Origin of the sequence: Facilibium subflavum, from assembly GCF_003574485.1 — a bacterium.
GTDB classification, from domain to species: Bacteria; Pseudomonadota; Gammaproteobacteria; order Francisellales; family Francisellaceae; genus Facilibium; species Facilibium subflavum.
Genome location: NZ_QLIT01000002.1, coordinates 26880 through 50967, shown reverse-complemented (window position 1 = coordinate 50967; position 24088 = coordinate 26880). Strand labels below are relative to the sequence as shown.

The following is a 24088-nucleotide window of genomic DNA, read 5'->3' as shown; positions in this document are numbered from 1 at the left end:
TACACCAAATTCGAGTATATCTCAGGTGTAAATAGTACATTGTAATTATTACACTTACAACAGCTACGGCAATCATTACTTCTAGCAGCATAAAGCCACTCTGTTTACTGTTTAAGTTCCTCATCTAAAATACTACTACCTTTTCATGACGACTTTGTTACTTTCATCTGACTTGGCAAATCAACGGTAAAACTTCCACTTTTACACTCTGCAGCCATAGCTGCAGCTGTTTGGCCACTACTGACATCTCGCGCTTGTTGAGATATAGGGTAAAGTTTTCCAACCAAGTCAGTACATGCACCAGTCGGTACACCTTTAATCGTTAACTCTAAAACAGATTTTGGGGTCCCAGCAGTCAAATCAATGCTGGTATCTTCTCCCCAAATGGTTTCAATAGTAGCAGCGCCTGACTTGCTACCATCATCTATGGGTAACGTAGACGGCACTGCATCTGCCCCAATGACATCAGCAACCTTTATATTTGTATAATCTGTCACACCTGAGGCGTTTGTATATAATGATTTGACATTCTGCTCAAGCTGAATAACGCTATCATACATTGTTGTTGACTTAGAGGATGCCCATAGTGATCTGGCTGTGACTACAACTACTGCGATTAAGCCTGCAATAACAGCCAAAACAATCATTAGCTCTACCAGCGAATAACCTTTTTGCCTACTATAAGAACCTAAATGGTTTCGCTTACGTAATAATACTTTATTATTTTTCATTTGTTTCATTTTTTTCTCCTATTTTAGTTTTATTGTTACTTTCGTGTTATTTCGCTTAGACAGCATTGATGCCAATGGCATAAATCGCCCACATAAAACACACGATATATAAAGCCGTCAAAGCCATTGATAGGGTATTGACAAGACTAAATATGCGTTTTATCAAAGTAATCTGCCGCTCAAGATAGTTATCTGCTAGTTGGTGTATACCAAATTCAAATTTCCCTAGGCTAGAATAGATAGCTAAAAGGCTTGATACTTTTTTATTAAATAGATTTGACCGTACTAATGCATCACCAGAGTTATACCCCACATGTAATGCGGTCGATATTTTTTTAATATAATACATTAAATAAGTATTAGCGTTATGGCCAATATGGTCCATTGCATGAACAATGGAGTTATTTTTATTACTTAACATCGTTGAGAGCGTTATCATAAACTTTATTGCCTGTATATTCTTATAAATAGAAAAAGGCGGTAACTTGTCTAGCACTGCTAGCCGAATTGGATGACACACACGTGACGAAGTATATTGATAGACAAAAATCAGTATAATAATAAAGATACAAAATATGATAAGGTGGTTACCAATAAATAAATTAAAGTGATAAAAAGTCATTGTAAATGTCGGAAGCATCTCCTTAGGTATAGAACTTACTATCGTCGGTAATAACATAAAGCTTGAAAATAAAATCATTCCAATAAGAGCCCCTAGGTAAATAACTGGTTTTACTAAACTTTTAAAAATTTCTTGTTTTAATCGTTGTAGTTTTTTCCCAATTTTCCTTGCTGCTGCTAAAGACTTTTTAACATCCCTATTAGATGAAAGAATCATTAGCTCATCCTTAGGGATATAAAGTGAAAAGGCGCTAACAAAGGTCAACCCTAAGTGTGTATAACGATAATAAACATCCTCTAAAATTTCAATAATAAGTAAATTTTGATCTAAAAATGATTGCTTATTTGCCTTGTAGTTGGAAATTATTTGCCTCAAGCTATCTTCAATACTCACACCAGAATCTAAAATCATTTCAATTAACTCATAAATTTCCAACCTTCTTTTCAAATTAAACTGGACTTTTAGTCCCTTTATTTTCAGAGGGTTATATTTACTATCAGCTTTTGTTGTATGCATGTTTGTAACACTTTTATTTTTGATTAAGAAATTCACTATTGTTCACCTGTCATTGTTGTATATATATGATGATATGTCTTATAATCAAAGCCCTCTCTTGTAATATCTGAATCTAATAAGCCAAGTCTTGTTTCTATTGCATAAGGGCATATTTCACCATTAAACATTTTGTTTAAGGCATGCTCTAAAATTGTATTATTACCATTTTGACGCCATATTTTATAAGCCTCTACTGATTTTCTTTGCCGAATGCACTCAAGTATCTCTGTATCAGGAAGCAACATTTCTGCGACAACAGTACGGCCAGCAACACCACTTTCATTACATGCTTTGCAACCACTTTCATTTCTAAAGCGTACCTGATTAATCTTTTCTTTTTGCAAACCATACTTAACAAATACTTTATTCATACGACTAATTAGTAAAGCTAACTGTGCGTCCTCTTTTTTGAACTCTTTTATTTGTTCAACAGTAAGGCTACAATGCAGGCATAACTTCTGAATGAGTGTTTGCTGAACAATAAGCTGCAAAAAACCAACACCACATAACAAGTTAATATCCATATTGATATTCGCAAGCCTATCTACTACGCCTAAGGCAGACTGAGCGTGAACCGTTGATAAAAATAAGTGCCCAGATTGAATCGCTTTTTGTGAAAAATCTGCTGTATTACTGTTACGTATTTCATTACAATATATAACATCTGGATCTAAACGCATTAAAGCCTTTAGGGTCTTATCAAATTCAGTAGTTATCTCTTCTTCACTCATCCCTGCTGTTTCATTAATAATCAACTGGTCAACGCCTTCAATAACATATTCAACAGGTGATTCAACCGATATAATTTTTTTCCGCCCCTTTGAGGAAGCAACAATTTCACTAATTAAACTTGCCAAAGAGGTCGATTTTCCTGAGCCAGTTGTGCCAGAAAAGATAATTCCACCGTGTGGTGCGTAAGAAACTCGCTTAAGGATTTGTAACTGGCTTAAAGTATAGCCTAAATCATCTATTTTTTTTATATCACTGGCATCACAAGATAATAACCTTAATGCAACAATATAATAACGTTGATGCAAATCCTCATTACTCTCAGAAACAACTTTTGAAGACATAAACCGAATACGATAGACTTTATTTTTAATACGTCTTTCAATAATTGTTTGTTGTTTTTCTCCTAGATCAAACTGTTGATCCTTTTGCCCTTCCGCTCCTTGGCCATTGTATACAGCAAGGACCATTCGATGGATATGTTCAGCATCATGACGAGAGTGATGAAAAACCTCCCCATCAATTCGCATTGAAATATCTGCTGAATCCTGCATTACTTTTATATGCACATCTGATGCATTTAACGTAACTGCAGCAGTGATAATTTTATCAAAATAACTAATTAAATCAGAATGTGATGGCGCTCCCTGTTTAGAATATTTTTCAAATAGTCGACGAAGAACATTTGGTGCCACTGTATACGTTTTTGTATGCTTATACTCTGTTTTCTTAAATATTTCATATTTATACTTATTTAGCTGATTATGTGCCTTTTGTGACATTGTGGGTGATTGCAAAATAAATATACTATCGCTACTGTCATTTCTATTTTTTGACTTAACAAAAAGAAAAGATGCTAAATCATATTTTTCAGCCCTTATACCATATTCGTTATCTAAAAGTAATATTTTATCAATACTAAAAGGCAAATCAGATATGCTCATAACAGCATCTTGAGAAAACATGACTGGTTTAGCATGACTTTTATGCAAGGCCATGGGATTTTTTTTTGTTTTAAATTGCTGCTTAATTCTATTCCACATAAATCACCTACATGCTCTAAATATGTACTTATAAATATAATGTTTTCAGACTATGCGTGTGTTTATTCTCTAAAACAATAGAACCTTTTGATATATGTAAAACTTTCCAATAATCAAATACACTATCGTCTTTTGTTATAACAGCTTTTTGCAAACCATAGGACAATTGTGCATATAGCTTTTTAGTCTGTCCATAAACACTTAATAGAGTTAGAGTTTGATTAGTATTAGTATTAGTATTAGTATTAGTATTAGTTAGCTTTTGCTGTTGTTCTGGAAACACACGATTTTCATTAATTAGATTACTTTTTTTAGAAGGTGAAAAGCCTGTATTCTCAACTTGGTAGATCACTTGCTGGTCTAATTTCTTATTCTCTATCTGTGCTTTTTTAACTTTGTTTTCCATATTCAACAACATCAACTGCCGCTGATAGGTATCCATTTTAACATTAAACGTCCTTCTATCACTCTCAGATGCATAAACATCCGTTACGAAGGAGAAAAAACATATTAATACTAAAGAACATGTTAATAGTATGTGATACTTTGTAGCTTTAAATATAAAGTTTTGTTGTAACATTCCACTTTCCTAATTGACCTGATTGAAGGGAAACAGAAAAACTATATAGTATTAAATTACTATAGCCCTCTGTCAGATATATGTAGCTTTTCAGCTGTCCTAAGCCACTACCTGAGACCTCTATTGTATAAAAGCGCGTGTTATGACTTGCATTGCTTAACTGCTTAGAACTCTGGTAGTCTAAGCCTATTAGCTGGAGACCTGAAACTAAATCTATGACGCTATGTTTTGCACCATGCCCGATATTCGCATTGATTACAGAACACGTTCCTATATCTGGAGAAACAACCAACTGAACATTATCTGCATGTTTTTCAACATCATGACGTAATATAGTAAAGCCTGGTATAGTGGCCTTAATAATGTCAGATAGTTTGCCATAAAAAAGCCTATGGTAACTAAGCTGTAAGGCCTGTATACTATGGCTGTCCATATAATGGTAATTATCTAACAACCAACCACTCTCTAGCAATGGTAGTTGATGCAACATGCACTGAACTTTTTGCATTAAGAAATAGGCCTCATGCTTTTTTTCCCATTGAATAAATGCTTGATGATCCTTCTTTGCCTGCTGTTGATGTTGTTTTTCAAGCTTTGCTTTGATCAAAGCATAGTTAATATGTTTTTTGGGAGGCGGCTGTGTCAAGTAATGATAGCCAGCAAGTACAACAGCACCTACAGCAACGCCAATAATAAGTTTACGCATACGTCTGGCATGATAGGTTGTTAAACGTGCTTTTTTATTATATTGGGCTAAAGACTTGATCTCATCTGTCAAGGTGTTATTTTGTACTTCTAGCTTATTCTTGAAAGCATCACGGATTTCCTGGCTGTCAGTATCAATGTTAACAGTAAAAGATTTTTGGTTTGATTGCACCTTGTTGCACAAATGTGGAGCCAATGCCAACAATGCTTTTTGTGTTAACAACTGATCGCCTGAATAATTAATATCATATTCATTATCTGCTTTATTCGTACTGGACAGCTGATCATTGGCACCTGCTCTTTGTGCTAATAGCGTTCCAAAATTGACAATTTGACTGTCTTCAATCACACACAGCCAATACTGTTTTTTACTTGATTGATTTTCTTTTTCTAATTTATCTGTAATAAAAATCACATTGTCATATTTATGGGCAAATAACGCCGATAAAGATATTTTATTTTTATCTTCCGTCTTTTCAGAAAAGCCATACTGTAATTTGTTAAGCGCCATGACATAAGGCCTTTTTTGAGCTTCAGCGCGACTAACCCGTCCTGGCCTATCCAAATTTTGCCAAATAAGGCCTGCAATGTATTTTTCAAACATTACTACTCACCTAATCATTAATAATATAAGGCGTCACTAATACAACTGTCATTGTATTAGTGCTCTGTGTTTGTTTAGCGCCTCCAATAAACCAAGCCGATTCATCTCCATGGGAATTCGTTGCTGTATCATTTTCATTATCTTGGAAGCCAGCGAGAACTGCAGTTTGCCCAGATGATAACGGAACTGCCTGCATAAAACTCTTTGATCTTGTCGTTGGTAAATCAACACTACTTTGGTTATGAGAGTTTCCTCCAAAGGATCTTGTCTTGATATCCACTACAGATGATAGATTCACCATTAGGCTTAGTAGAATCTTTCTTTTATTTGTTATTTTGGGAGTAACTGTCACAGAATAACCTGTCTGTAAAGTACCTGGTGTGACACTTGTTTGCGTGTCATCATCACTACCATTTTGTGTAACACTAATCTCTTTAATATAATTCTGTGTTGTAGAAACTTGTAATGGCGCTGGACGATTATTTACCGTATATATTGTTGACCCTGTAATGTGAGTCAATTTTCCCATATGCTGTAGTGCACTTAGCAATGCTTTTGTCCCTTTCCATGGCCCAGAGTCTATTGTTCCTGAGATACTTGCTGCAGCCATTTGTGATAAAGGTGACATTGTACCGTCTGTTGACCAATTAACTGCAGCATTTGTCGCTTTATATACGGCATCCAGGTCAAGCCCATAATTTGAGCTAAAATCTTTAGTAACATCATAAATATCGACTCTAATAGCAATCCTTTTTTGTGCTGTATCATTCATGCTATTAATATATTGCGTTATTTCTTTCATTCGCCCAGGTGTTGTTACTGCAACGATATAGCCGCTGATAGAGTCTGCTTCAATATGGCCATACTGACCTATCATAAGTTTTAAGGCTGAAACAACTTTATCCCATTGGCTTGCTTTTCCTGAGTCATATTTTGTTGAAATATTCGCTGTATTATTTCCACTTTCGTTTTGACCTGTACTTTGTACATCACTTTTATTCTGAATATCCCCTGATAGAACATCTAATTTAAATGTCTTTTGCTCATAGCGAAATAAATGAATTTCTTTCGCACTTTGACTATAGCACCATGAAATATTATAGCTATCAGCAATATAGTTTAAGAACCCTGAAAAAGTACCATTGTAACTTAATTCTTTTTCTTTTGATTTATCTATGATTGTTCTAGCCAAGTCCGATATGGTCACATTATAACCAGACTCAGTTACAATTAACGATATAAGAGAGTCAAAAGATTTAAGGTGATGGTTATAGTACTCAAATGGCTGTTGAAGTTTAGCAGGCAAATGCAACTTCTTATGTATTTTAAATACATTATCTGATAAATACAATGCATTGCTATACTGAATAAAGCCATCACTTTTAGGATGCGCTGTTTTTTTCATTAACGTATTTGTATATTGATAATTTTTATTCGCTTCTTTGTCAATATGATTAATAGATGAACAGCCAAATAGACTTACTGACAAGGCTAAAGCGATATGGTTTTTAAAGTTCTTAATCATTTTATCTTTACCTCATTTTTTCCTTTGCAAGTTTTATCCTAAGGTGCCAAAATTTTTGGACTATATGAATAGGGTTTTATTACAATGACTTTATTCTTCATCATCTGTGCTTGTAATGGCATTGATGTATCTGCCGTTGAGCTTAAAACTTGATAAAGCGCTCCTTTATCCGCTAATAAGGTACCGTATATAACGGAAGAATACCGAATATTAAGATCATTTTTGCTGTCCCAAACAAGCTGATATCCCTGACTATTAGCCCATATTGTTAGGTTTTGCTTTAACGTTTTCCCAGCTTTAAGATAAAAAACAGCTATTGGGGATTGGGCTAATGCCTTGGCTTCTTTAGCATTATGTGCCACACCTATAATCTTATCTGTAGGATTTTCATATTCAAAGACACTTGGCTTATGTAATTTACTTTGTTTTAAAATTTCTTTAATTTGCTGCTGGTGTTGTCCCTTATAAGGAGTCATGTCATTAGCATAGCGAATTTTGTACGCTTGTAACCGCATCAGCTGCTCTGTTAATTGTGCTTTTTTACTTTTTTGTTGCTTTTGCAACTTATTATTATCATCATCATAGTGTTTTGGATGATATTTTAAATGATCTGTTCTCGTCTCATTATTTGTAGCACTGATGCTATGCTCAGGTAATAAAATAAGATAATTACCTACTTTTTCACTGGCAGCACTTGCAAACAAGCAAATGTTTATTAAACAAAAAACTACAATACTTTTCCCAAAGCTCATATTCTAATCAAATCAATAATGCATTTGCACCGATACTAACAGATTATTTTTAAATATATATAGATCACAAATGAATCAGACGAAGTGTCTTAATACATTTCAAGAACCTTCTTAGTTACTGAAGTTACGCACTTCCCATTTTCTAGAGGTAGGTCAAAGTAGAAACATTGAAGTTATAGATACTAAAGAACTCAAGGGCTTGATTGACCCTGAATGGCGGAAATTAAACAGTTTTATCCGTGTAAGTTCGCAACGTATAGAAGCAAATAAAACAACCCATGAAGAGCGCTTTTATATTAGCTCCTTGCCACATACAGAGCCAACTAAAACCTTAAAAGCAATACGCTCACACTGGCAGGTGGAGAATAACCTTCACTGGTCATTAGACGTTACTTTTAGAGAAGATCAAAGCCGAATTCGCCAAGAAAATGCGGCCATCAATTATTCTTGGATGAGAAAGTTTGCTCTAGGGCTTCTAAAAAAAGATACCTCTGTAAAGATGAGTATTCGCCGAAAACAGCGAAAGGCCCTGGTTGATCCAAGCTATCTAACTACCGTAGTTAAAGAAAATTAGATGCGTTTACCCTGTTTTTTATTCAACAAAACTGGACTTCCCCAGTGTCCATAATAAATAAAGAGGTAAAAATTGCTGCGGTGCAGCAATTTAATTGAATAGAAAATCTATATTATTATCTAGTTTTTATCAATATAACAAATTGCTAAAACAGCCTATACTATCTAATATAAACATTCATGATACTTACTGGCTACTATGCTGCAACAAGTTATTGACACAAGAAATGCGCTAAAACTTATTCTCATCTCAATTCCAGGAACATTATTGGCGTTTTTTCTACACCAGCCTTTTTGGATGCTAACGACATTTTATGCCATTGCTGCCACCATTCCTTATGGCACACATAAAAGTTATAATCTTGCGCTTTTAACCCTTATCTTCTTATTTGCAGCAACGGTTTTACTGGATTTCCTACTCACACAAAGTGGCATATATTTTATTATTATTCTATCAATCCTATCACTTGTTATTGGCTTTATCGAAACGCATAATCCTCAGTTTAAAACAATCGGTGCCTATTTATTTATCGGCATTATTTATGCAAGTTTTGAAGCAAGAATTTATCTAACAACCCCAACTTTTTTCACGCTTACCTTGTTGCTCTTAGTAAGCATATTAAGCTTACTTTTAGGGTTTCTTATCAATGAAAAAGATAAAACCAATGATTTCCACATAAATGTTATTTTCTCTAAAGCAAACTTACTGGATTATTATGTTTACTTTATTCCGCTATTAACAACGATGATCATATGGTATTTTTTTGATATAGCGCAACCACAATGGCTTATGTGGTCATCATTGTCTGTGGCAAGTTTAAGCATCAAACAGTCTCGAAAAAAAATTCAACAACGCCTTTTAGGCGGATGCATCGGGGTTCCACTTGGGCTGCTGATTGTTTTTTTACTCCAAGGCGGCAATATCGTCATACATTATCTCAGTTTTATTGGTATTATGTTTACGTTGCGTGGTATTAAAAAATATACACTTGCTTTTGCCAGCCGTTGTTTTTTTGTGGTGATTTTTGCTGGCAGCCACTCTTTGCACATTGGTGGAATTCGTCTACTTGATGTGATTATTGGTGGCAGTGTTGGCCTTGCTTCAAGTATTTTGTTTACCTGCATCAAGCAAGGTTGGTTAACAACAAAAACGCACCGAAATAAACAAGCAGGTCAGTAACCGGCTAGATAGATAAGATTGCCCCATTTTTGTAAAATTTAAGCCTAAAAAGAGTCCTGCCCGCCTACAATAATCTCATCAATCTTTAAGCTAGGCTGCCCAACACCAACAGGCACAGATTGGCCATCCTTACCACAAGTACCAACACCCTTATCCAAAGCCAAATCATCGGCAACCATTGAAATTTTTTGCATGACTTCCGGGCCATGTCCAATTAAAGAAGCACCTTTAACCGGGTGTTGTATTTTACCATTTTTGATAAGATAGGCTTGATCCATGACAAAAACAAACTGTCCTGAGGTAATATCAACCTGCCCGCCATTGAAATGTGTTGCATAAATGCCATGATCAATCGATGCGATCATATCTTCAAAACGATCACAACCAGGCAACATATAAGTATTTGTCATCCTTGGCATTGGTAAATGTGCATATGATTCACGCCTGCCATTACCTGTGGGTAATACATCAAATGCCTTAGCGCTGATTCTATCATGCATATAACCTTTTAAAACACCCTTTTCAATCAACACCGTTCTTTGCGTTGGCGTCCCCTCATCGTCAAAATTTAGTGAACCACGCCGATTGGCAATACAACCTTCATCAATAATCGTACATTTCTCTGAAGCCACCTGTTGCCCAATCTTATCACTAAAATGCGATGTTTTTTTCCGGTTAAAATCTCCCTCAAGCCCATGACCTACGGCTTCATGCAAAAGGACAGCTGGCCAGCCACTACCTAGCACAACCGGCATTTTGCCACTTGGTGCAGGTTTTGCCTTGAGCTTGTCTTTTACACCACTATAGGCTTCATCAACAAAAGTTTTCCAATAGTCATCCTCAATAAAATATTGATAATCATAACGGCCACCACCACCGGCAGAAAAGGTTTGCCTTTCTTCATCCTCACACATCTGTATCGTGACACTCATTCTAACCAAAGGGCGAAGATCTATCGCGCACAACCCATCAGTTGCAAGCAACAAGATGATTTCAAAACTTCCCACCAATGAAATACTCACCTTTTCTATGCGTTTATCAAGCGCTTTTGCATAAGCATTCATTTGCTTTAAAAGCGCCACTTTATCGGCTGCTGGCATTGCTAAAATAGGGGAATGCGTGGGGTAAATCTTTTTAAACTCTGGTGTATAGAGTTTCTGACTAACCGTATTTTTCGTACTATTTTTTAATAAATACAGCGCATTAGAAACTAACTGCTGAATTGTCTTTAATTGCAAATCATCGGCATAGGCAAAACCAGTTTGTCCATTAACAACAGCACGCGCGCCAACGCCTTGAGCAATATTAAAGCTTCCATGCTTTACCACATCATCTTCAATAGCCCAGCTTTCTGTGAAGCTTTTTTGTAAATACAAATCACCAAAATCGATCTGCTTTTGCTGAAAAAGATCCAGCTGCGATTGTAAAGCGGGTAAGGTTAGCCCAAAAGGTTGTAATAGGTGTGTATCAATTACATCAAAATCTGTATGCATAACTTATTGTAAATCCTCATTCAAATAGACTGCTATCGCCACTACCAAAACGCAAGATTTGTGGTGGCGTTTCTGTCATATCAACAACGGTTGTTTGCTCATAACCACAATAATCACCCTCAAGAACATAGTCAATCATTCTGTTTTCATCGGTATCTGTCAGCTCATCAGCATAAACGATAGGAGATACTTTCCCTGGCAAAATCAGTGTTGTGCTTAATAATGGCTCTCCCAAACAGTCTGAAAGCAGTAAAGGAATAGGATGATCTGGAACGCGAATACCAACCGTTTTTTTACTTTTATTCAACATAAGCCCAGGCACTTTGCTGGTTGCAGGCAAAATAAAGGTATAGCCACCAGGTGTACATCGCTTTAACAAGCGATAGGCTGTATTATCAACCTTTGCATAAGCTGCAATCTCGGATAAATCGCGACAAATTAGCGTGAAATTATGCTTATCATCAAGTTGGCGAATTTTTTTGATTTGCTGCAATGGCTTTTTCAAGCCCATTTTACAACCCAAAGCATAACCAGAGTCGGTAGGATAAGCAATCACCTTACCTTCTTTTAAGGCCTGGATAACCCGATCCAACTGTTTTTTATCAGTTGAATAAGCATTTAATTCAATATATTGGCTCATAGCACCGTCTTCATTTATACTGTGACAAACAAAATTAATGCACTAGTGTATCATTAACCCTTCTTGGAGAGAACATGAAGAAACTGCTTTTTGACTTTTTCCCGATTATTATTTTTTTTGCCGTCTATAAAATGCAAGATATTTTCATGGCGACCTTTGCACTGATTATTGCCACAGCTATTCAGCTTATTTATGAGCTTATCCGCTATAGAAAAATTGCGATGATGCATATTATTACCTTTGTGCTTGTATTAATACTGGGTGGTGCCACGATTTACTTTCATGATGAGGTGCTCATCAAATGGAAGGTTACGGTGGTAAACTGGCTATTTGGTCTTATTTTTATTTTTTCCACTTATCTGATGAAAAAGCCCATTATCCAGCGATTGATGGAGGAAAGCATTGAATTACCACAAAACATATGGCGTCGCTTAAACAATATCTGGGGGCTCTTTTTCCTGTTCTTAGGTATTATCAATTTGATTGTTGTCTATAATTTCTCAACAAATGTCTGGGTTAATTTCAAGCTATTTGGCATGTTTGGCATCACAATTATTTTTGTTATTTTACAAGGCATCTTTCTTGCCAAACACATGGAACACAAACAAAAATAATAGCGTTTATCTCTCAATTTATGCAATGAACAATAAGCCTTAGATCACCACGGTTAATTATCGATGCAAATTACTTCGCGTGATGTCATCAATGGTTAAAATTGACTTACTAATACCAATCACTTCTCCTTTATGGTAGATGGGAATGTAGATTGGAATAGCAATACTATAAGCACTTTGATCATACTCAATATCCCCATAATAAAGCCGCCCTTTCCCACCATTATAGGCTTTTTGCCACCAATCTTCATCAGCTTGATAAAAATCGCTGGTCATATTCGTCTGACAGACATTCATGCCAGCAACATCTGTAATAAATATTTCAGCAAAAGCAGGGTGAGCTGATTGAAACTGTTTTAAACGCATCGCACATGCATTATACAACAATAACTGTGTCGTATGTGTTTGCCTTTGTTGTTGCATTTGCTGATCCAGGCTTTGATAAAGCGCCTCTGACATACCCTCTTTACTTTTAAGTGCTTTATCTGCCTGAAGCAATGTCTCAACGATTGCTGAATTATGAAACAATAAATCAAGCTGTTGTGCTCTTGAGTTTAAGTGGAGCAGGACTTCATCTGAGTAATCGCCAGTCGCCAACTCATCTTTAGTGAGTTTTGTAGACTTATGTGCTTTTTCGGAACACCCAATGATTAATACCAACAGACTAATAAAAAGCAAAGCGCATTTTAGATGTTTTCGCATTCTATCGCACTCCTAACACTCATTACTACCCCTTAAGAAAACACGATTTCATAAGCCAAGATTATCATCAATATTATGCGTTACCTACTTCCTTTACAACTTTAAATATAGGTCGAGATCTCCTGTTCGCAAGCTATTTCATAGAAATTTCATCTTCCATTTTTTCCAATACTGACACATATATCATCACATGTACACATTACAAAGCGCAGGTTAGCTTACAGGTCATCTGCATCAATAACAGATTGCTTTTTGTGTTTAGGCAGAAACAAATACACAATATATTTGATAATTCGGTAAACCACAGCAATGCCAATGGCAATTAATAAAATCCAAAATAAAAATATAAAAACATAAAATAAAACAACCAATGCAGTTAACGCCGCAAAAATCACCAATACTTCTTGTATAAACTTCTCCATTTTAAGCTTCTCCTTCTTTTTTGTTTTTATCTGCAGAAAACCGTACAATATTTGCTTTTGCAAAGCGCCGTTTACCTACTTGTATAGTTTGTCTTCCGCTTATTAGATTATTCATGTCGGTTACAGCGATTCTTCTACCATCAACTCTGACTGCACCTTGTTTTATCATGCGTATACCTTCGGAAGTGCTTTTTACAAGTCCTGCTTCTTTTAACACATGCGCAAGCGTTGTATCGGCATCCACGTCAATGCTTATATTTGGCATATCTTCAGGCAATTTATTTTTTTGAAAGCGATCAATAAAGTTTTGATGGGCTTTTTCTGCCGCATCTTCATTGTGAAAACGTGCGACAATTTCCTTTGCCAGTATAATTTTTGCATCACGCGGATTATCGCCTGCTTCAACACCTTTTTTAAGCATATTAATTTCTTCAAGCGATTTAAAACTTAACAGTTCATAATAGCGCCACATAAGCGCATCAGAAATCGACATTATCTTGCCAAACATCTCATCAAAAGGCTCTTCAATACCAATATAATTATTTGCTGATTTTGACATTTTCTTCACACCGTCCAAGCCTTCTAACAGCGGCATGGTGATGATTACTTGCGCAGGCTGACCTGCCTGTTTTTGAAGCTCACGCCCCATCAATAGATTAAATTTTTGATCTGTTCCGCCTAGCTCAATATCTGCTTTCATTGCAACGGAATCATAACCTTGAACAAGCGGGTATAAGAATTCATGAATCGAAATACTTTGACCAGACTTATAACGCTTAGAGAAATCATCTCTTTCAAGCATTCTGGCAACGGTTTGTTTGGCGGCAAGCTTAATCATGTCACCTGCACTCATTTTCTTAAACCAGTCACTATTGCGTTTAATAATGGTTTTATTCTTATCTAATATTTTAAATATCTGTGTTTGATAAGTTTCTGCATTTTGTGCAACTTCTTGTTCACTTAAAGGTGGCCTTGTCGCATTTTTACCCGTTGGGTCACCAATTTGTGCCGTAAAATCACCAATTAAAAAGTGGATTTCATGTCCTAAATCCTGCAATTGCTTTAGTTTATTAATAACAACCGTATGGCCTAAATGAATATCTGGCGCTGTTGGATCACAACCAAATTTGATAATAAGCGGGCGGTTTTCTTTTAATTTGTTGATTAAGTCTTCTTCTAAAAGAATCTCATCTGTGCCTCGTTTAATGACTTCTATCGACTTTTCAATGTTATTTTGCATGACGCTTAGCTAAACCCTTAATTCTTATTATTCATCGTACATATTTTTTAAATCACTTTAACAGCAATATGCTTTTAAAAAACCAAACCATTATACAACAACAATCAAGCTAAATGGCACATTTCCTGAGAAAATTATTTGATTTTACCTATAAATAATATCGATCATATCGATTTTCCGCTACACTGGCGCTTAACTGATTGAATTAAACGTAAATACATTTAATGTAGAATGAAATCAAATAAACAAAAAAATAAGGAAAACAGGCCAAAACCAATACGTCACCTATGGCGGTTTATCTGTGTTATCTTTTTAATCGTTGTTATTTTCCTGGTTTTAATTTATCGGCTTTTTTATCTTGAAACAACCGATCATCACTTTTTATCCGAGCAAGGCAAAAGTGAGAGTAACCGGGAGATTGACTTGGATGCAACAAGAGGCATTATTTACGATAGAAACGGTATCCCGCTTGCAGTTAGCACCAACTTATATGAAGTTGTACTGGATATAAAAGTGCTTAAGTCATACCCGCAAAAATACCAAAAGCTTGACACTATTGATATTGATGGTTTATCCGTAAACGATATTCAGACACTTATTCAAAAATACCCGAACAAACGTTACTATATTGCTGCAAAGTTTGTAACACCATCAAAGATAAATCAGCTCAAAGCACTCAATATCCCAGGTGTACAAATTCATGAGCAAAATCGCACCTATTACCCGAAAGCCAATGCCATTGCACCACTTATTGGTTTTACAAACAGCCATAACAAAGGCCAGGATGGTTTATTGTTAAGCTTTGATAAATCGCTTTCTGCAAAAAATGGTAAGCTATTCGCCATAGAAGATGGCAAAAAGCAGGCAATTTCATTCGCCTCTAACATAAAACACTATCATTTAGGTCAGGACCTTACACTTACTATCGATAGCAACATACAGGAATTTGCCTATGAGGCATTAAAAAAAGGCGTTGTCGATGCCAAGGCAGAATCAGGATCTGTAGTTGTGATTAACCCACAAAATGGGCAAGTCTTAGCCATGGCAAGCTACCCTTCTTTTAATCCAAATATCTTTAGCGAACATGTTGGCAAGAACGTTGCAGCACGCTCACTTATTCAAACCTTTGAGCCTGGATCAACGATTAAACCTTTTTTTATTGCCCAAGCACTTACTTCTGGCCAATACACACCTGATAGCATGATTGATACCAATCCAGGCTTTTATTACTTACAAGGCCACAAAGTTCGAGATGATGCCAATTTTGGCAATATAAGCCTGACGCAGATACTTGAAAAATCAAGTAATGTCGGGGTCAGCAAAGTGGCATTAACCTTAGATAAAGAAAAAATGTACGCCTTACTGACCACACTAGGCTTTGGTCAGCCTACAACGATTGACTTTCCAGGTGCCACCAATGGTTATTTACCACCTTTGTCTTCTTTAAGTAAATTTGAGTTTGCCACACTATCATTTGGTTACGCCTTGACAAGTTCGGTATTGCAGTTAGCACACGCCTATACTGTTTTTGCAAATCAAGGAAAACTATGCCCTGTCTCCTTAATTATTCAAAAACAAAATCCCATATGCCCTCAAGTTATACCTAAGAAAGTTGCTAATGATGTCTTATCTATGCTAAACAGTGTTGTTAGCATCCATGGCACAGGGGTTTTTGCAAATATACCAGGGTTTAATGTTGCAGGAAAAACAGGGACATCACATCGGGTTGCAAATGGACATTTTATTAATTCTTATAATGCCATCTTTGCAGGCATTGCACCGCTTAAAAACCCAAAACTTGTGATTGTGATCTGGATAAAAGACCCAACGAAAAATCATTTTTATCAATATGGTGGTGTTTCAGCCGCGCCTGTATTTGCCAATATAGCGCAGCATACACTGCAATACCTTGGCGTTGCCTACCAACAACCACTAGATCAGTATAAATTATTAAACCGAAATAAACGCTGGCTGATGCAAGTCATTGAAAACAATTGAAATACGGCCAAACGCTTGCGTATAATAGTTACCGTAAAGACATGAAAAATAAAATAAGGATAACCATGGCGCGTTTAAAGAAATTAACTCTTTTGGCACTTAGTGCTGCAACCGTTTTTACCATACAACCGGGTATTGCAGACTCACAAAATACCGATGCCGCAAAAACACAAGAAACTTATGGTGCTGCTTCTGTAAACTATATGGGGGTACCATTAAATCCTTATGGTGCAGTTTCATCAAGTGCAAATGTCCCACTTGATGTTCAAGTGCCTCCTGCACCAGAAGATCTAAAACTGCCGGCGATTACACCTGCAACAACACTCTGGCAAGGTCAGGTTGTCAGAGCGCCCATGCTTAATGTGAAAAGCTATTTATTAGTCGATGCACAAACAGGTAATGTCTTAGCAGCAAAAGAGCCAAACAAGCGCATCGCACCGGCATCACTAACCAAAATGATGTTATTATATATTGTTGAACAACGCCTGGCATCAGGTAGCTTAAAACTCAACCAGGAAGTCACTGTACCACCAATTGCCTGGCATACAGCTGGCTCAAGCATGCATCTTAAGGCAGGGCAAAAGGTCAGCATTCAGGATTTATTAGAAGGCACGATTGTCGCCTCAGGTAATGATGCGGCAGTGACACTTTCAATGGTTATTGCAGGCACCCAGGAAGGTTTTGTGAATATCATGAACTATACTGCACAAAAACTTGGTATGAACAATACGCATTTCAGCGACGTAATGGGGCTTCCAGCACCAAATTTATACACTTCAGCATATGATTTGGCTATCTTAGCACGCCACCTTATCTATGATTTTCCGCAATACTACAAATACTTCAAAATGAAAGAAGTCACCATGAATGGTTTTATCACACAAAATTATAATAAACTACTTAATATTTACCCTTATGCAGATGGCATTAAAACGGGGTCAACAGACTCAGCTGGTTACTCTTTGGTTGCCTCTGCTGTTAAACCAGATCATGATCGACTTATCTCTGTTGTACTTGGCTCAACAAGCCTTATCCAAAGTGCAAGAGACAGCCAAACGCTTTTGGAATACGGCTTTAGTAATTTTAAAACCAAAGTCTTTTACCCAGCTAACTATAGACTTGGACAAATCCGTGTATATAAAGGAGAAAATGATTACTCAGATATTGGTGTCGGGAAAGAAATTGCCATTACTTATCCAAGGGATGTAGATCCTAAAGATATTCAATTTGTTTTACATAAGAATCCAGATGGACTAGTTGCCCCTGTCAAAGCAGGCGCAAAAGCCGGCACCTTGGATATGACCTATAAAGGAAAAACAAAAATGCAATTTGATGTGGTGGTCTTGCAAAATAATGATACCGGCTCATTGTGGCAGCGAATCAAAGGCACAGTTGCCCTTTGGTTTTAATATCCACTTATAAATCATTGTACTTAGCCAGGTGTTTTCCCTACAATAACGAATATAAAGAATCTTTCTTATCCTGATTTTCTATGAATGTTTATGTTGCAACCTCTACTGACCCTTTTTACAACCTGGCTGTTGAGAACTGGTTATTCAAGGAAATGTTAACCGACAAGCCTATTTTATATCTTTGGCAGAACACACCCTGTGTTGTTATTGGCCGGGCACAAAACCCTTGGCGTGAATGCAATCTTAATGCACTTTATCGTGATCAAATCCCTGTCATTCGCCGCCAAAGCGGCGGTGGGACGGTTTATCATGATCTGGGGAATTTAAATTATACCGTTATTGCCCCAACGGATATGTATGATAAAAAGCAAAACCTGCAAATGATCGTTGAAGTACTTGCCAGTGTTGGTGTTGATGCGTATATCTCACCAAGAAATGATATCTTCACAACGTTTAAAGGACAATCATATAAAATCTCAGGCAGTGCTTTTCGTGAGACAAAGGATCGCTCTTTTCATCATGGTACTTTACTTATTAATGCCGACACCTCAAAACTTGCAGAATACCTGCATCACAAGCTTGATGAAGATATAAAAAGCAAAGGGGTCGTCTCATACCGCTCCCAAGTGATGAATTTACAACACATTTATCCCAATATAGACACATGTGAAATCAAGCAAGCATTTCTTGCACGCTTTCACCAACATATCACGTATCTTCCTTGTGATTTAAACAACACATTGATTCTTAAAGAAATAGAAAATTTAAAAACCTGGCAATGGCGTTTTGGTAAGACATTACCTTTCGAAAAAACATTCCATGTTGATACATTCACATTAACGGCACAGATCAAGCAAGGCCATATGGTTGAATTACAAGCAAATGATCATTTTTCATATCTTAAAAAATGGGTTGATCAATACCAGCCTATTTACAATAAACAAAGCTTTAGTTCTACTTTAAGCCACTTAAATGATTTAGAAAAAAAAGCCATGACTGTTTTTGCCCAACAAATCCCGATTGTGCTAAAGGAAAAAGGCGATGACTAATCTCAATAAACAAGCGGGTATTGACTATCTTTTATCTGGTTTTAGACTTATTTTTTCCAAAGGCATTAAGCGTTACACCATTATCCCTTTGATACTGAACCTGTTAATCTTTATTGGGCTTTGGTGGTTTGCATTGCATGAAATTGCGGTTTTCACTCAATGGCTTGATCAGCACCTGGCATCCTGGCTTAGATGGCTTAATTGGCTGATCTATATGGTGGGGATTATCAGCATGTTGTTATTTACAACATACCTGTTTACGGTTATTGCATTGATTATTGCCTCACCTTTTTATAGCTTTTTAGCTGAAAAGGTACAATTTAAGCTGACAAATAAAGCGGTTGATATAAAGCTTAGCTGGCATAAACTGTTGCTGATTGCCCCTAAAGCCGTGGTGCGCGAGATCAGCAAAATGCTGTCATTTTTACCATGGGTTATTATTATCCTGGTTTGTTATTTTATCCCTGTTGTTAACCTGTTTACGGCAGTTTACTGGTTGATTCTGTTAAGCTGGTTTAATGTCGTGCAATACGCGGACTATGCTTTTGATAACAATGAAATACCTTATCCACTTATGAAGCAAAAACTCAAACAAAAACGCACTTTAAGCTTTGGATTTGGCTTTTTCACCACACTATTGCTGATGATTCCATTGCTTAATATATTTGTGATTCCTGCAGCAATTGCTGGGGCTACCAAGATGTATGTGGAGCATTGGCAAAATCAATAAATCAAAGCTTTACAAGTTAAAACATTGTATTATCGTTTGCTGCTGAGGCCGGAATAACCTGTAACACATCCCAATGCTCAACAATTTTTCCAGCATTATCAAAGCGGAAGATATCAATACCTGCATAATCATTATCCCCAGGCCAGACTTGATGACAATGCAACATAACCTTATCACCTTCTGCAAGTACACGTTTAAAGTAAACTCGCTTACCTGGATAATCTATTGCCATTTTCTCAAAATATGCAATAAACGCAGATTTGCCATCACCAACATGTGGATTATGTTGAATGTAAAATTCGCCAACATATTTATCAATTGCTTCTTTTGGTTTAGCCTGATTAAACATCAGATCATAAAATTCGATTGCATTTTGTTTATTCTGCGCTAACTGTTTACTCATGAAGATTTCCTCTACCATTAAACGACCAATGTTACAAACTTGTTCTGTTAGTTTTATTTATTTTCCATAACCAAATAAGGTGCCTGCCTTCTTACCGTTAACGGATTTTTCGTACATAAATGCGCATATCGCTTATCAATAAAGCGATACAATAAATCAGCGTCGCGATGTGTGGCAATACCTAAACGTGTGGTTTGGATAATCTCATTCACGCTAACCCCTGCATCTTCAATAAAGAAAACCGAATTAAATTGTTGTTGATCCCAATCCTTCACTTTCAATCCTAACGCCTTACAAAGCAGCGTCTGCCCTGAAAGAAGCTTCTTTGTTTGCCTTTTTTGTCCATCTGATAAAGGGTTTAAGTCATGCATAATATCAAGCATCTTATCGATATTATCAGCCTTTGGATAAAAAATTGCAGATTTGATTAACACTGCATTGCCTGCACCTTTTGCTGAAGCATTTAGCGAATCCCCTCCTCTGGCATAATACATATAAATCGTGCCTGGCGGCATAAATAAGGCTTTTCTTTTTTCGGTGAACCCTAAAGATGCATGACTTGCCTTATCTTCTAGCTCATAGCTTTCTGTCTCAATAATCTGAGCCTTAAGCCATATGCCTTGATAATTGTGACAAATCACCTTGCCAAGTAGATATTTAGCAAGCGCAACAGCCGGTTGATTAAAATCGTTTTGTGTTAATCTCATATAGGATTTTTAGATTGAAGAAGATACTGCCGTGTTGTTATCTGCATTATTTAAGGCATCATCTTCTTGCTGTGTAACTTCGTCTGTTTTCTCCACACGATTCTCCTTAGAAAAAACCTGCATCAAGCCATCGATAAACTCACGAAGTGTTTCTGTCATAATGGCAAAATCCGCATCAAATCGCTCAGCTTTTGTTTCTGAAACAATATCATTAACCTGATCTTGAATCAGCTCTAAAAACTTTAATGATTTAATCATAAACTCATCATTGAGAACAAACGACACTTTTTCTTGCCATGATAACGCTAACTGAATGACTTCGCGACCTGAATCAATCAAGGATTGAATATCATCGGTAAATAAATTCTGGCGCTGGCAACGGATAAGCCCTGAGGCATCTTGATTGTCCTGTAATACACATTGATCCTCAATACTAAAATCGACTGGATATTCGTTGGTTTTTAACCATTGCGTCAGAAGCATTGAAACCGGCAAAACTTCTGGAATGCGAATCTTAAGGCTACCTAATGCTTTACGCAAGTTCACCGTTAAGACTTCAGCCTTTTTCGCCGATGATGCATTGATCACCAGCCATCCTTTTATAGTATCAATATAGGCATAAATAATTGAATTTTTTGTAAAAGCGCGAGGCAAAAGTGATTGATAAATTTCTTCTTTTAGTGCATCTTTTTCTTTCTTTTTTACTTTTCGTGTTTCACGCAACTCAATTTCTTCGACTTTTTCATCAAGCATTTCTTTGATCACACCTGCAGGTACGATTTTCTCCTGAATCTGAAAAGCCACCATAACAAACCCTTGTGCCGCATGCACTAACGGTGCCTCCCCACCTGCAGGTGCTACCCACCCCATCGATGTCGGGGCATGGCTACTGCAAGGAACAAAGCGATAATCGTTTAAACGTGCCTCTACCGTTTCAACATCTACATCAAATGGCGATGTAAACTCAAATAGTGCCAAATTCTTAAACCACATAATTTACCCTTTTTATATTTTTAGTTTGAATAATCATCATCAAAATTAAACGTCTGTTATGCTATTAAATTACTTAAAAATAACCGTTTTACGTTTTGCGGTATCTTCTAATGTTTTCAGATAAGCATCATTTGGATAATTAAGTTTTAATAAATCCAAATACTTCTGTGACAGTTCAGGCATTTTTAAAATATCATAGGCTTTGACCATTAAGACAATCGCATCTTCTACTGCATTACTTTGTGGGTATTCTTCAATCACCACTTTTGCACGATTAATTGCCGCAACATAAGCTTCTCTGTCAAAATAAAATTCTGCAATATTGTACTGATATCGCCCTACCATATTATTGATATATACCATTCGACGCTTTGCATCAGAGACATAACTTGCTTTGGGATTAAGCTCTACGGCACGCTTTAATTCACGAAAGGCCTGAAGATACGCCTGTGGATCATGCAAAGACATATCATAAGGCAAATAACGCTGTAAAAAGCCTCGACCATTATCAAAATTGATCACGCCCATCATGTAATAGACATAACCTAAATGCTTTGAACTTGGGTATACTTTAATAAATTGGTTCGCAAGTCCCAAGGCCATTTCTGGCTGATCATCCTGATAATATGCATAGATCAAATCTAAATTTCCACGTTCTGTATACTTACCAAAAGGGTATTGTGAATTCAGTGAGCGAAAAGTTGCAATTGCCTTATAATAATCCGCATCCTGGACTTGCTCATGCCCTTTGGCATAAATATATTGCGCACTTTCACCTTGATAAGGCAAGGGTTTATTATCAGTACTTGCACATCCTGATAGAAAGGCTAACGCAGCTGCGCCAAGCATTGTCAAAGCGATCTTTTTCATTTATTTGCCTTTATTTATTCCCGTTTATCACGTTTATTGGTTAAAATAAGCGTCAATTATGTAAACATTAGGATTATTTTGTGCCACATCATACCGCATTTGAAGCTGTTCATCAAAGCGTTATTGTACCAGAATCATTTGCTGGAAAACGACTTGATCAGGTCTTAAGCCAACTATTTAGCGATTATTCTCGCGCTCAATTACAAAAATGGCTTAAACAAGGCGATATTCTTGTCAATGGCCAAGAAAAGAAAGCCAAAGATAAAATTATCGGCGGCGAACACATCACGATTGATGCCAAGCTTGAAGCACAGACAAAGTGGCTGGCAGAAAGCATGGATCTTGATATCATCTATGAAGATGAGGATATTATTGTCATCAACAAACCTGCTGGGATGGTTGTACACCCTGGTGCTGGCAATACAACAGGCACATTGTCAAATGCCTTACTTGCCCACGACAAAGCCTTTGAATCAATCCCAAGAGCGGGAATTGTACATCGGCTAGATAAAGATACTTCAGGGCTTATGGTCGCAGCTAAAAGCCTGGTTGCGCATAATGCATTAGTCAGTCAATTATCTAAAAGACAGGTAAAACGTGAATATGAAGCCATTGCCACAGGTTATATTACCACAGGCGGCACGATTAAAACAAAAATTGGCAGAAGCCCGCACAATCGACTTAAAATGGCTGTAACACCAACAGGAAAAGAGGCGATCACGCATTTTATGATTCTTGAGCGCTACCGTGGACATACTCGTATCCGCTGCAAGCTTGAAACCGGACGCACTCATCAAATCCGCGTTCATATGCAACATGTACGCGCACCTTTAGTCGGTGACCCATTATATAATTCAAGGCTTAAACTACCTAGGGGCATTTCAGCTGAATTAGATCAAATCTTAAGAGACTTTAAACGCCAGGCCTTACACGCCTACAAACTCAGTTTCAAACACCCAGTTACAAAAGAAATCGTAACGTTTGAAGCAAAGCCACCCAAAGACATGCAAATACTGATTAAAGCCTTACGTGATGATGCGAATCAATTATATCAATATGATGATATGTTTGATGACTTTGATGATGATTTTGCCGATGATTTTGATGATGCTGAAGACTGGGATGATTTTGATGATCCTGATGTGCTGGATAGTTTAAATAATAGGTCACAATAAATCAACAGCTATCTGAGATACAAACTATATTTGGCTTGATT

Annotated in this window: 25 protein-coding genes; 8 read left to right on the top strand and 17 right to left on the bottom strand. The window is 36.7% G+C overall.

Annotation, left to right across the window (positions count from 1 at the left end; all coding sequences use genetic code 11):
* The 8 genes from DNK84_RS14960 to DNK84_RS00760 form a co-directional block, all read right to left on the bottom strand.
* On the bottom strand, nt 1-124 hold a 124-nt coding region (locus DNK84_RS14960), incomplete at its 3' end, for a PulJ/GspJ family protein (RefSeq protein WP_119342678.1).
* Nucleotides 125-143: 19 nt separating this feature from the next.
* A complete protein-coding gene (locus tag DNK84_RS00790) occupies nt 144-740 on the bottom strand; it encodes a type II secretion system protein (protein ID WP_119342673.1) in 597 nt (198 codons plus the stop codon).
* A gap of 46 nt (nt 741-786) precedes the next feature.
* Nucleotides 787-1869: a type II secretion system F family protein gene (locus DNK84_RS00785; RefSeq protein WP_162902132.1), complete on the bottom strand. Its 1083-nt coding sequence runs from the start codon at nt 1867-1869 to the stop codon at nt 787-789.
* 35 nt (nt 1870-1904) lie between these two features.
* Nucleotides 1905-3680, bottom strand: coding sequence for a GspE/PulE family protein (locus DNK84_RS00780; protein ID WP_119342671.1), 1776 nt, complete (start codon nt 3678-3680; stop codon nt 1905-1907).
* A gap of 28 nt (nt 3681-3708) precedes the next feature.
* Complete coding sequence (locus DNK84_RS00775; protein WP_119342670.1) at nt 3709-4260, bottom strand: hypothetical protein; 552 nt, start codon at nt 4258-4260, stop codon at nt 3709-3711.
* Nucleotides 4235-5569, bottom strand: a complete 1335-nt coding sequence (locus DNK84_RS00770; protein WP_119342669.1) for a type 4b pilus protein PilO2 — start codon at nt 5567-5569, stop codon at nt 4235-4237. Before DNK84_RS00770 ends, DNK84_RS00775 begins: the two co-directional genes overlap by 26 nt.
* 10 nt (nt 5570-5579) lie before the next feature.
* Nucleotides 5580-7094, bottom strand: coding sequence for a hypothetical protein (locus DNK84_RS00765; RefSeq protein WP_119342668.1), 1515 nt, complete (start codon nt 7092-7094; stop codon nt 5580-5582).
* A 38-nt stretch (nt 7095-7132) separates the two neighbouring features.
* Nucleotides 7133-7846 carry a TcpQ domain-containing protein gene (locus tag DNK84_RS00760; protein ID WP_119342667.1) on the bottom strand — a complete coding sequence of 238 codons (714 nt, stop codon included), beginning with the start codon at nt 7844-7846 and terminating at the stop codon, nt 7133-7135.
* 118 nt (nt 7847-7964) lie between these two features.
* On the opposite strand from DNK84_RS00760, the gene DNK84_RS00755 reads away from it, so the two are divergent.
* Together DNK84_RS00755 and DNK84_RS00750 are read left to right on the top strand one after the other, a co-directional pair.
* A complete protein-coding gene (locus DNK84_RS00755; RefSeq protein ID WP_119342666.1) occupies nt 7965-8420 on the top strand; it encodes an ISAs1 family transposase in 456 nt (151 codons plus the stop codon).
* Nucleotides 8421-8618: 198 nt separating this feature from the next.
* Nucleotides 8619-9599 carry an FUSC family protein gene (locus DNK84_RS00750; RefSeq protein WP_119342665.1) on the top strand — a complete coding sequence of 327 codons (981 nt, stop codon included), beginning with the start codon at nt 8619-8621 and terminating at the stop codon, nt 9597-9599.
* 44 nt (nt 9600-9643) lie between these two features.
* Here DNK84_RS00750 and tldD read toward each other — a convergent pair whose 3' ends face one another.
* Complete coding sequence (gene tldD, locus DNK84_RS00745; RefSeq protein WP_119342664.1) at nt 9644-11092, bottom strand: metalloprotease TldD; 1449 nt, start codon at nt 11090-11092, stop codon at nt 9644-9646.
* A 16-nt stretch (nt 11093-11108) separates the two neighbouring features.
* Entirely contained in the window at nt 11109-11732 is a 624-nt protein-coding gene (locus tag DNK84_RS00740) for an L-threonylcarbamoyladenylate synthase (protein ID WP_119342663.1), read from the bottom strand.
* A 74-nt stretch (nt 11733-11806) separates the two neighbouring features.
* On the opposite strand from DNK84_RS00740, the gene DNK84_RS00735 reads away from it, so the two are divergent.
* Nucleotides 11807-12346: a septation protein A gene (locus DNK84_RS00735; RefSeq protein ID WP_119342662.1), complete on the top strand. Its 540-nt coding sequence runs from the start codon at nt 11807-11809 to the stop codon at nt 12344-12346.
* Between the two features lie 57 nt (nt 12347-12403).
* Here the strand turns inward: DNK84_RS00735 and DNK84_RS00730 are convergent, their stop codons facing one another.
* From DNK84_RS00730 to tyrS, 3 genes are all read right to left on the bottom strand, one after another.
* The gene (locus tag DNK84_RS00730; RefSeq protein WP_119342661.1) at nt 12404-13048 is read right to left on the bottom strand and encodes a hypothetical protein; all 645 of its coding nucleotides are present in this window, start codon (nt 13046-13048) and stop codon (nt 12404-12406) included.
* Between the two features lie 218 nt (nt 13049-13266).
* Nucleotides 13267-13470: a hypothetical protein gene (locus DNK84_RS00725; RefSeq protein WP_119342660.1), complete on the bottom strand. Its 204-nt coding sequence runs from the start codon at nt 13468-13470 to the stop codon at nt 13267-13269.
* 1 nt (nt 13471) lies between these two features.
* The gene (gene tyrS / locus DNK84_RS00720) at nt 13472-14710 is read right to left on the bottom strand and encodes a tyrosine--tRNA ligase (protein ID WP_119342659.1); all 1239 of its coding nucleotides are present in this window, start codon (nt 14708-14710) and stop codon (nt 13472-13474) included.
* Between the two features lie 231 nt (nt 14711-14941).
* Here tyrS and DNK84_RS00715 point away from each other — a divergent pair, with 231 nt between their 5' ends.
* The 4 genes from DNK84_RS00715 to cysZ all read left to right on the top strand — a co-directional run bounded on the left by DNK84_RS00715 (nt 14942) and on the right by cysZ (nt 19899).
* Nucleotides 14942-16708 (top strand): peptidoglycan D,D-transpeptidase FtsI family protein, encoded by a 1767-nt coding sequence (locus tag DNK84_RS00715; protein WP_119342658.1) that lies wholly within the window; start codon nt 14942-14944, stop codon nt 16706-16708.
* Between the two features lie 65 nt (nt 16709-16773).
* On the top strand, nt 16774-18117 hold the full coding sequence (locus DNK84_RS00710) for a D-alanyl-D-alanine carboxypeptidase family protein (protein ID WP_162902131.1): 1344 nt from the start codon (nt 16774-16776) through the stop codon (nt 18115-18117).
* 83 nt (nt 18118-18200) lie between these two features.
* Nucleotides 18201-19169 (top strand): lipoate--protein ligase, encoded by a 969-nt coding sequence (locus tag DNK84_RS00705; protein ID WP_119342656.1) that lies wholly within the window; start codon nt 18201-18203, stop codon nt 19167-19169.
* Nucleotides 19162-19899 carry a sulfate transporter CysZ gene (gene cysZ / locus DNK84_RS00700; protein ID WP_119342655.1) on the top strand — a complete coding sequence of 246 codons (738 nt, stop codon included), beginning with the start codon at nt 19162-19164 and terminating at the stop codon, nt 19897-19899. Before DNK84_RS00705 ends, cysZ begins: the two co-directional genes overlap by 8 nt.
* A gap of 16 nt (nt 19900-19915) precedes the next feature.
* Here cysZ and DNK84_RS00695 read toward each other — a convergent pair whose 3' ends face one another.
* The 4 genes from DNK84_RS00695 to DNK84_RS00680 all read right to left on the bottom strand — a co-directional run bounded on the left by DNK84_RS00695 (nt 19916) and on the right by DNK84_RS00680 (nt 22872).
* A complete protein-coding gene (locus tag DNK84_RS00695) occupies nt 19916-20302 on the bottom strand; it encodes a nuclear transport factor 2 family protein (RefSeq protein WP_119342654.1) in 387 nt (128 codons plus the stop codon).
* A 53-nt stretch (nt 20303-20355) separates the two neighbouring features.
* Nucleotides 20356-21009, bottom strand: coding sequence for a DNA-3-methyladenine glycosylase (locus DNK84_RS00690; RefSeq protein WP_119342653.1), 654 nt, complete (start codon nt 21007-21009; stop codon nt 20356-20358).
* Between the two features lie 9 nt (nt 21010-21018).
* The gene (locus DNK84_RS00685) at nt 21019-22002 is read right to left on the bottom strand and encodes a recombination-associated protein RdgC (RefSeq protein ID WP_119342652.1); all 984 of its coding nucleotides are present in this window, start codon (nt 22000-22002) and stop codon (nt 21019-21021) included.
* A 69-nt stretch (nt 22003-22071) separates the two neighbouring features.
* Nucleotides 22072-22872 carry an outer membrane protein assembly factor BamD gene (locus DNK84_RS00680; protein WP_119342651.1) on the bottom strand — a complete coding sequence of 267 codons (801 nt, stop codon included), beginning with the start codon at nt 22870-22872 and terminating at the stop codon, nt 22072-22074.
* A gap of 80 nt (nt 22873-22952) precedes the next feature.
* Between DNK84_RS00680 and rluD the strand changes: the two genes are divergently transcribed.
* Complete coding sequence (rluD, locus tag DNK84_RS00675) at nt 22953-24047, top strand: 23S rRNA pseudouridine(1911/1915/1917) synthase RluD (protein WP_119342650.1); 1095 nt, start codon at nt 22953-22955, stop codon at nt 24045-24047.
* Nucleotides 24048-24088: the final 41 nt, after the last annotated feature.

Bases quoted from the DNA above. Each gene is read 5' to 3' on its own strand.
- DNK84_RS00760 (WP_119342667.1), bottom strand. From the start codon at position 7,846: ATGAGCTTTGGGAAAAGTATTGTAGTTTTTTGTTTAATAAACATTTGC.
- DNK84_RS00730 (WP_119342661.1), bottom strand. From the start codon at position 13,048: ATGCGAAAACATCTAAAATGCGCTTTGCTTTTTATTAGTCTGTTGGTA.
- tldD (WP_119342664.1), bottom strand. From the start codon at position 11,092: ATGCATACAGATTTTGATGTAATTGATACACACCTATTACAACCTTTT.
- DNK84_RS00775 (WP_119342670.1), bottom strand. From the start codon at position 4,260: ATGTTACAACAAAACTTTATATTTAAAGCTACAAAGTATCACATACTA.
- DNK84_RS00785 (WP_162902132.1), bottom strand. From the start codon at position 1,869: ATGCATACAACAAAAGCTGATAGTAAATATAACCCTCTGAAAATAAAG.
- DNK84_RS00750 (WP_119342665.1), top strand. From the start codon at position 8,619: ATGCTGCAACAAGTTATTGACACAAGAAATGCGCTAAAACTTATTCTC.
- DNK84_RS00765 (WP_119342668.1), bottom strand. From the start codon at position 7,094: ATGATTAAGAACTTTAAAAACCATATCGCTTTAGCCTTGTCAGTAAGT.
- DNK84_RS00710 (WP_162902131.1), top strand. From the start codon at position 16,774: ATGGCGCGTTTAAAGAAATTAACTCTTTTGGCACTTAGTGCTGCAACC.
- tyrS (WP_119342659.1), bottom strand. From the start codon at position 14,710: ATGCAAAATAACATTGAAAAGTCGATAGAAGTCATTAAACGAGGCACA.
- DNK84_RS00680 (WP_119342651.1), bottom strand. From the start codon at position 22,872: ATGAAAAAGATCGCTTTGACAATGCTTGGCGCAGCTGCGTTAGCCTTT.
- DNK84_RS00685 (WP_119342652.1), bottom strand. From the start codon at position 22,002: ATGTGGTTTAAGAATTTGGCACTATTTGAGTTTACATCGCCATTTGAT.
- DNK84_RS00690 (WP_119342653.1), bottom strand. From the start codon at position 21,009: ATGAGATTAACACAAAACGATTTTAATCAACCGGCTGTTGCGCTTGCT.
- DNK84_RS00790 (WP_119342673.1), bottom strand. From the start codon at position 740: ATGAAACAAATGAAAAATAATAAAGTATTATTACGTAAGCGAAACCAT.
- DNK84_RS00695 (WP_119342654.1), bottom strand. From the start codon at position 20,302: ATGAGTAAACAGTTAGCGCAGAATAAACAAAATGCAATCGAATTTTAT.
- DNK84_RS00770 (WP_119342669.1), bottom strand. From the start codon at position 5,569: ATGTTTGAAAAATACATTGCAGGCCTTATTTGGCAAAATTTGGATAGG.
- DNK84_RS00715 (WP_119342658.1), top strand. From the start codon at position 14,942: ATGAAATCAAATAAACAAAAAAATAAGGAAAACAGGCCAAAACCAATA.
- DNK84_RS00705 (WP_119342656.1), top strand. From the start codon at position 18,201: ATGAATGTTTATGTTGCAACCTCTACTGACCCTTTTTACAACCTGGCT.
- DNK84_RS00780 (WP_119342671.1), bottom strand. From the start codon at position 3,680: ATGTGGAATAGAATTAAGCAGCAATTTAAAACAAAAAAAAATCCCATG.
- DNK84_RS00735 (WP_119342662.1), top strand. From the start codon at position 11,807: ATGAAGAAACTGCTTTTTGACTTTTTCCCGATTATTATTTTTTTTGCC.
- DNK84_RS00725 (WP_119342660.1), bottom strand. From the start codon at position 13,470: ATGGAGAAGTTTATACAAGAAGTATTGGTGATTTTTGCGGCGTTAACT.
- cysZ (WP_119342655.1), top strand. From the start codon at position 19,162: ATGACTAATCTCAATAAACAAGCGGGTATTGACTATCTTTTATCTGGT.
- DNK84_RS00740 (WP_119342663.1), bottom strand. From the start codon at position 11,732: ATGAGCCAATATATTGAATTAAATGCTTATTCAACTGATAAAAAACAG.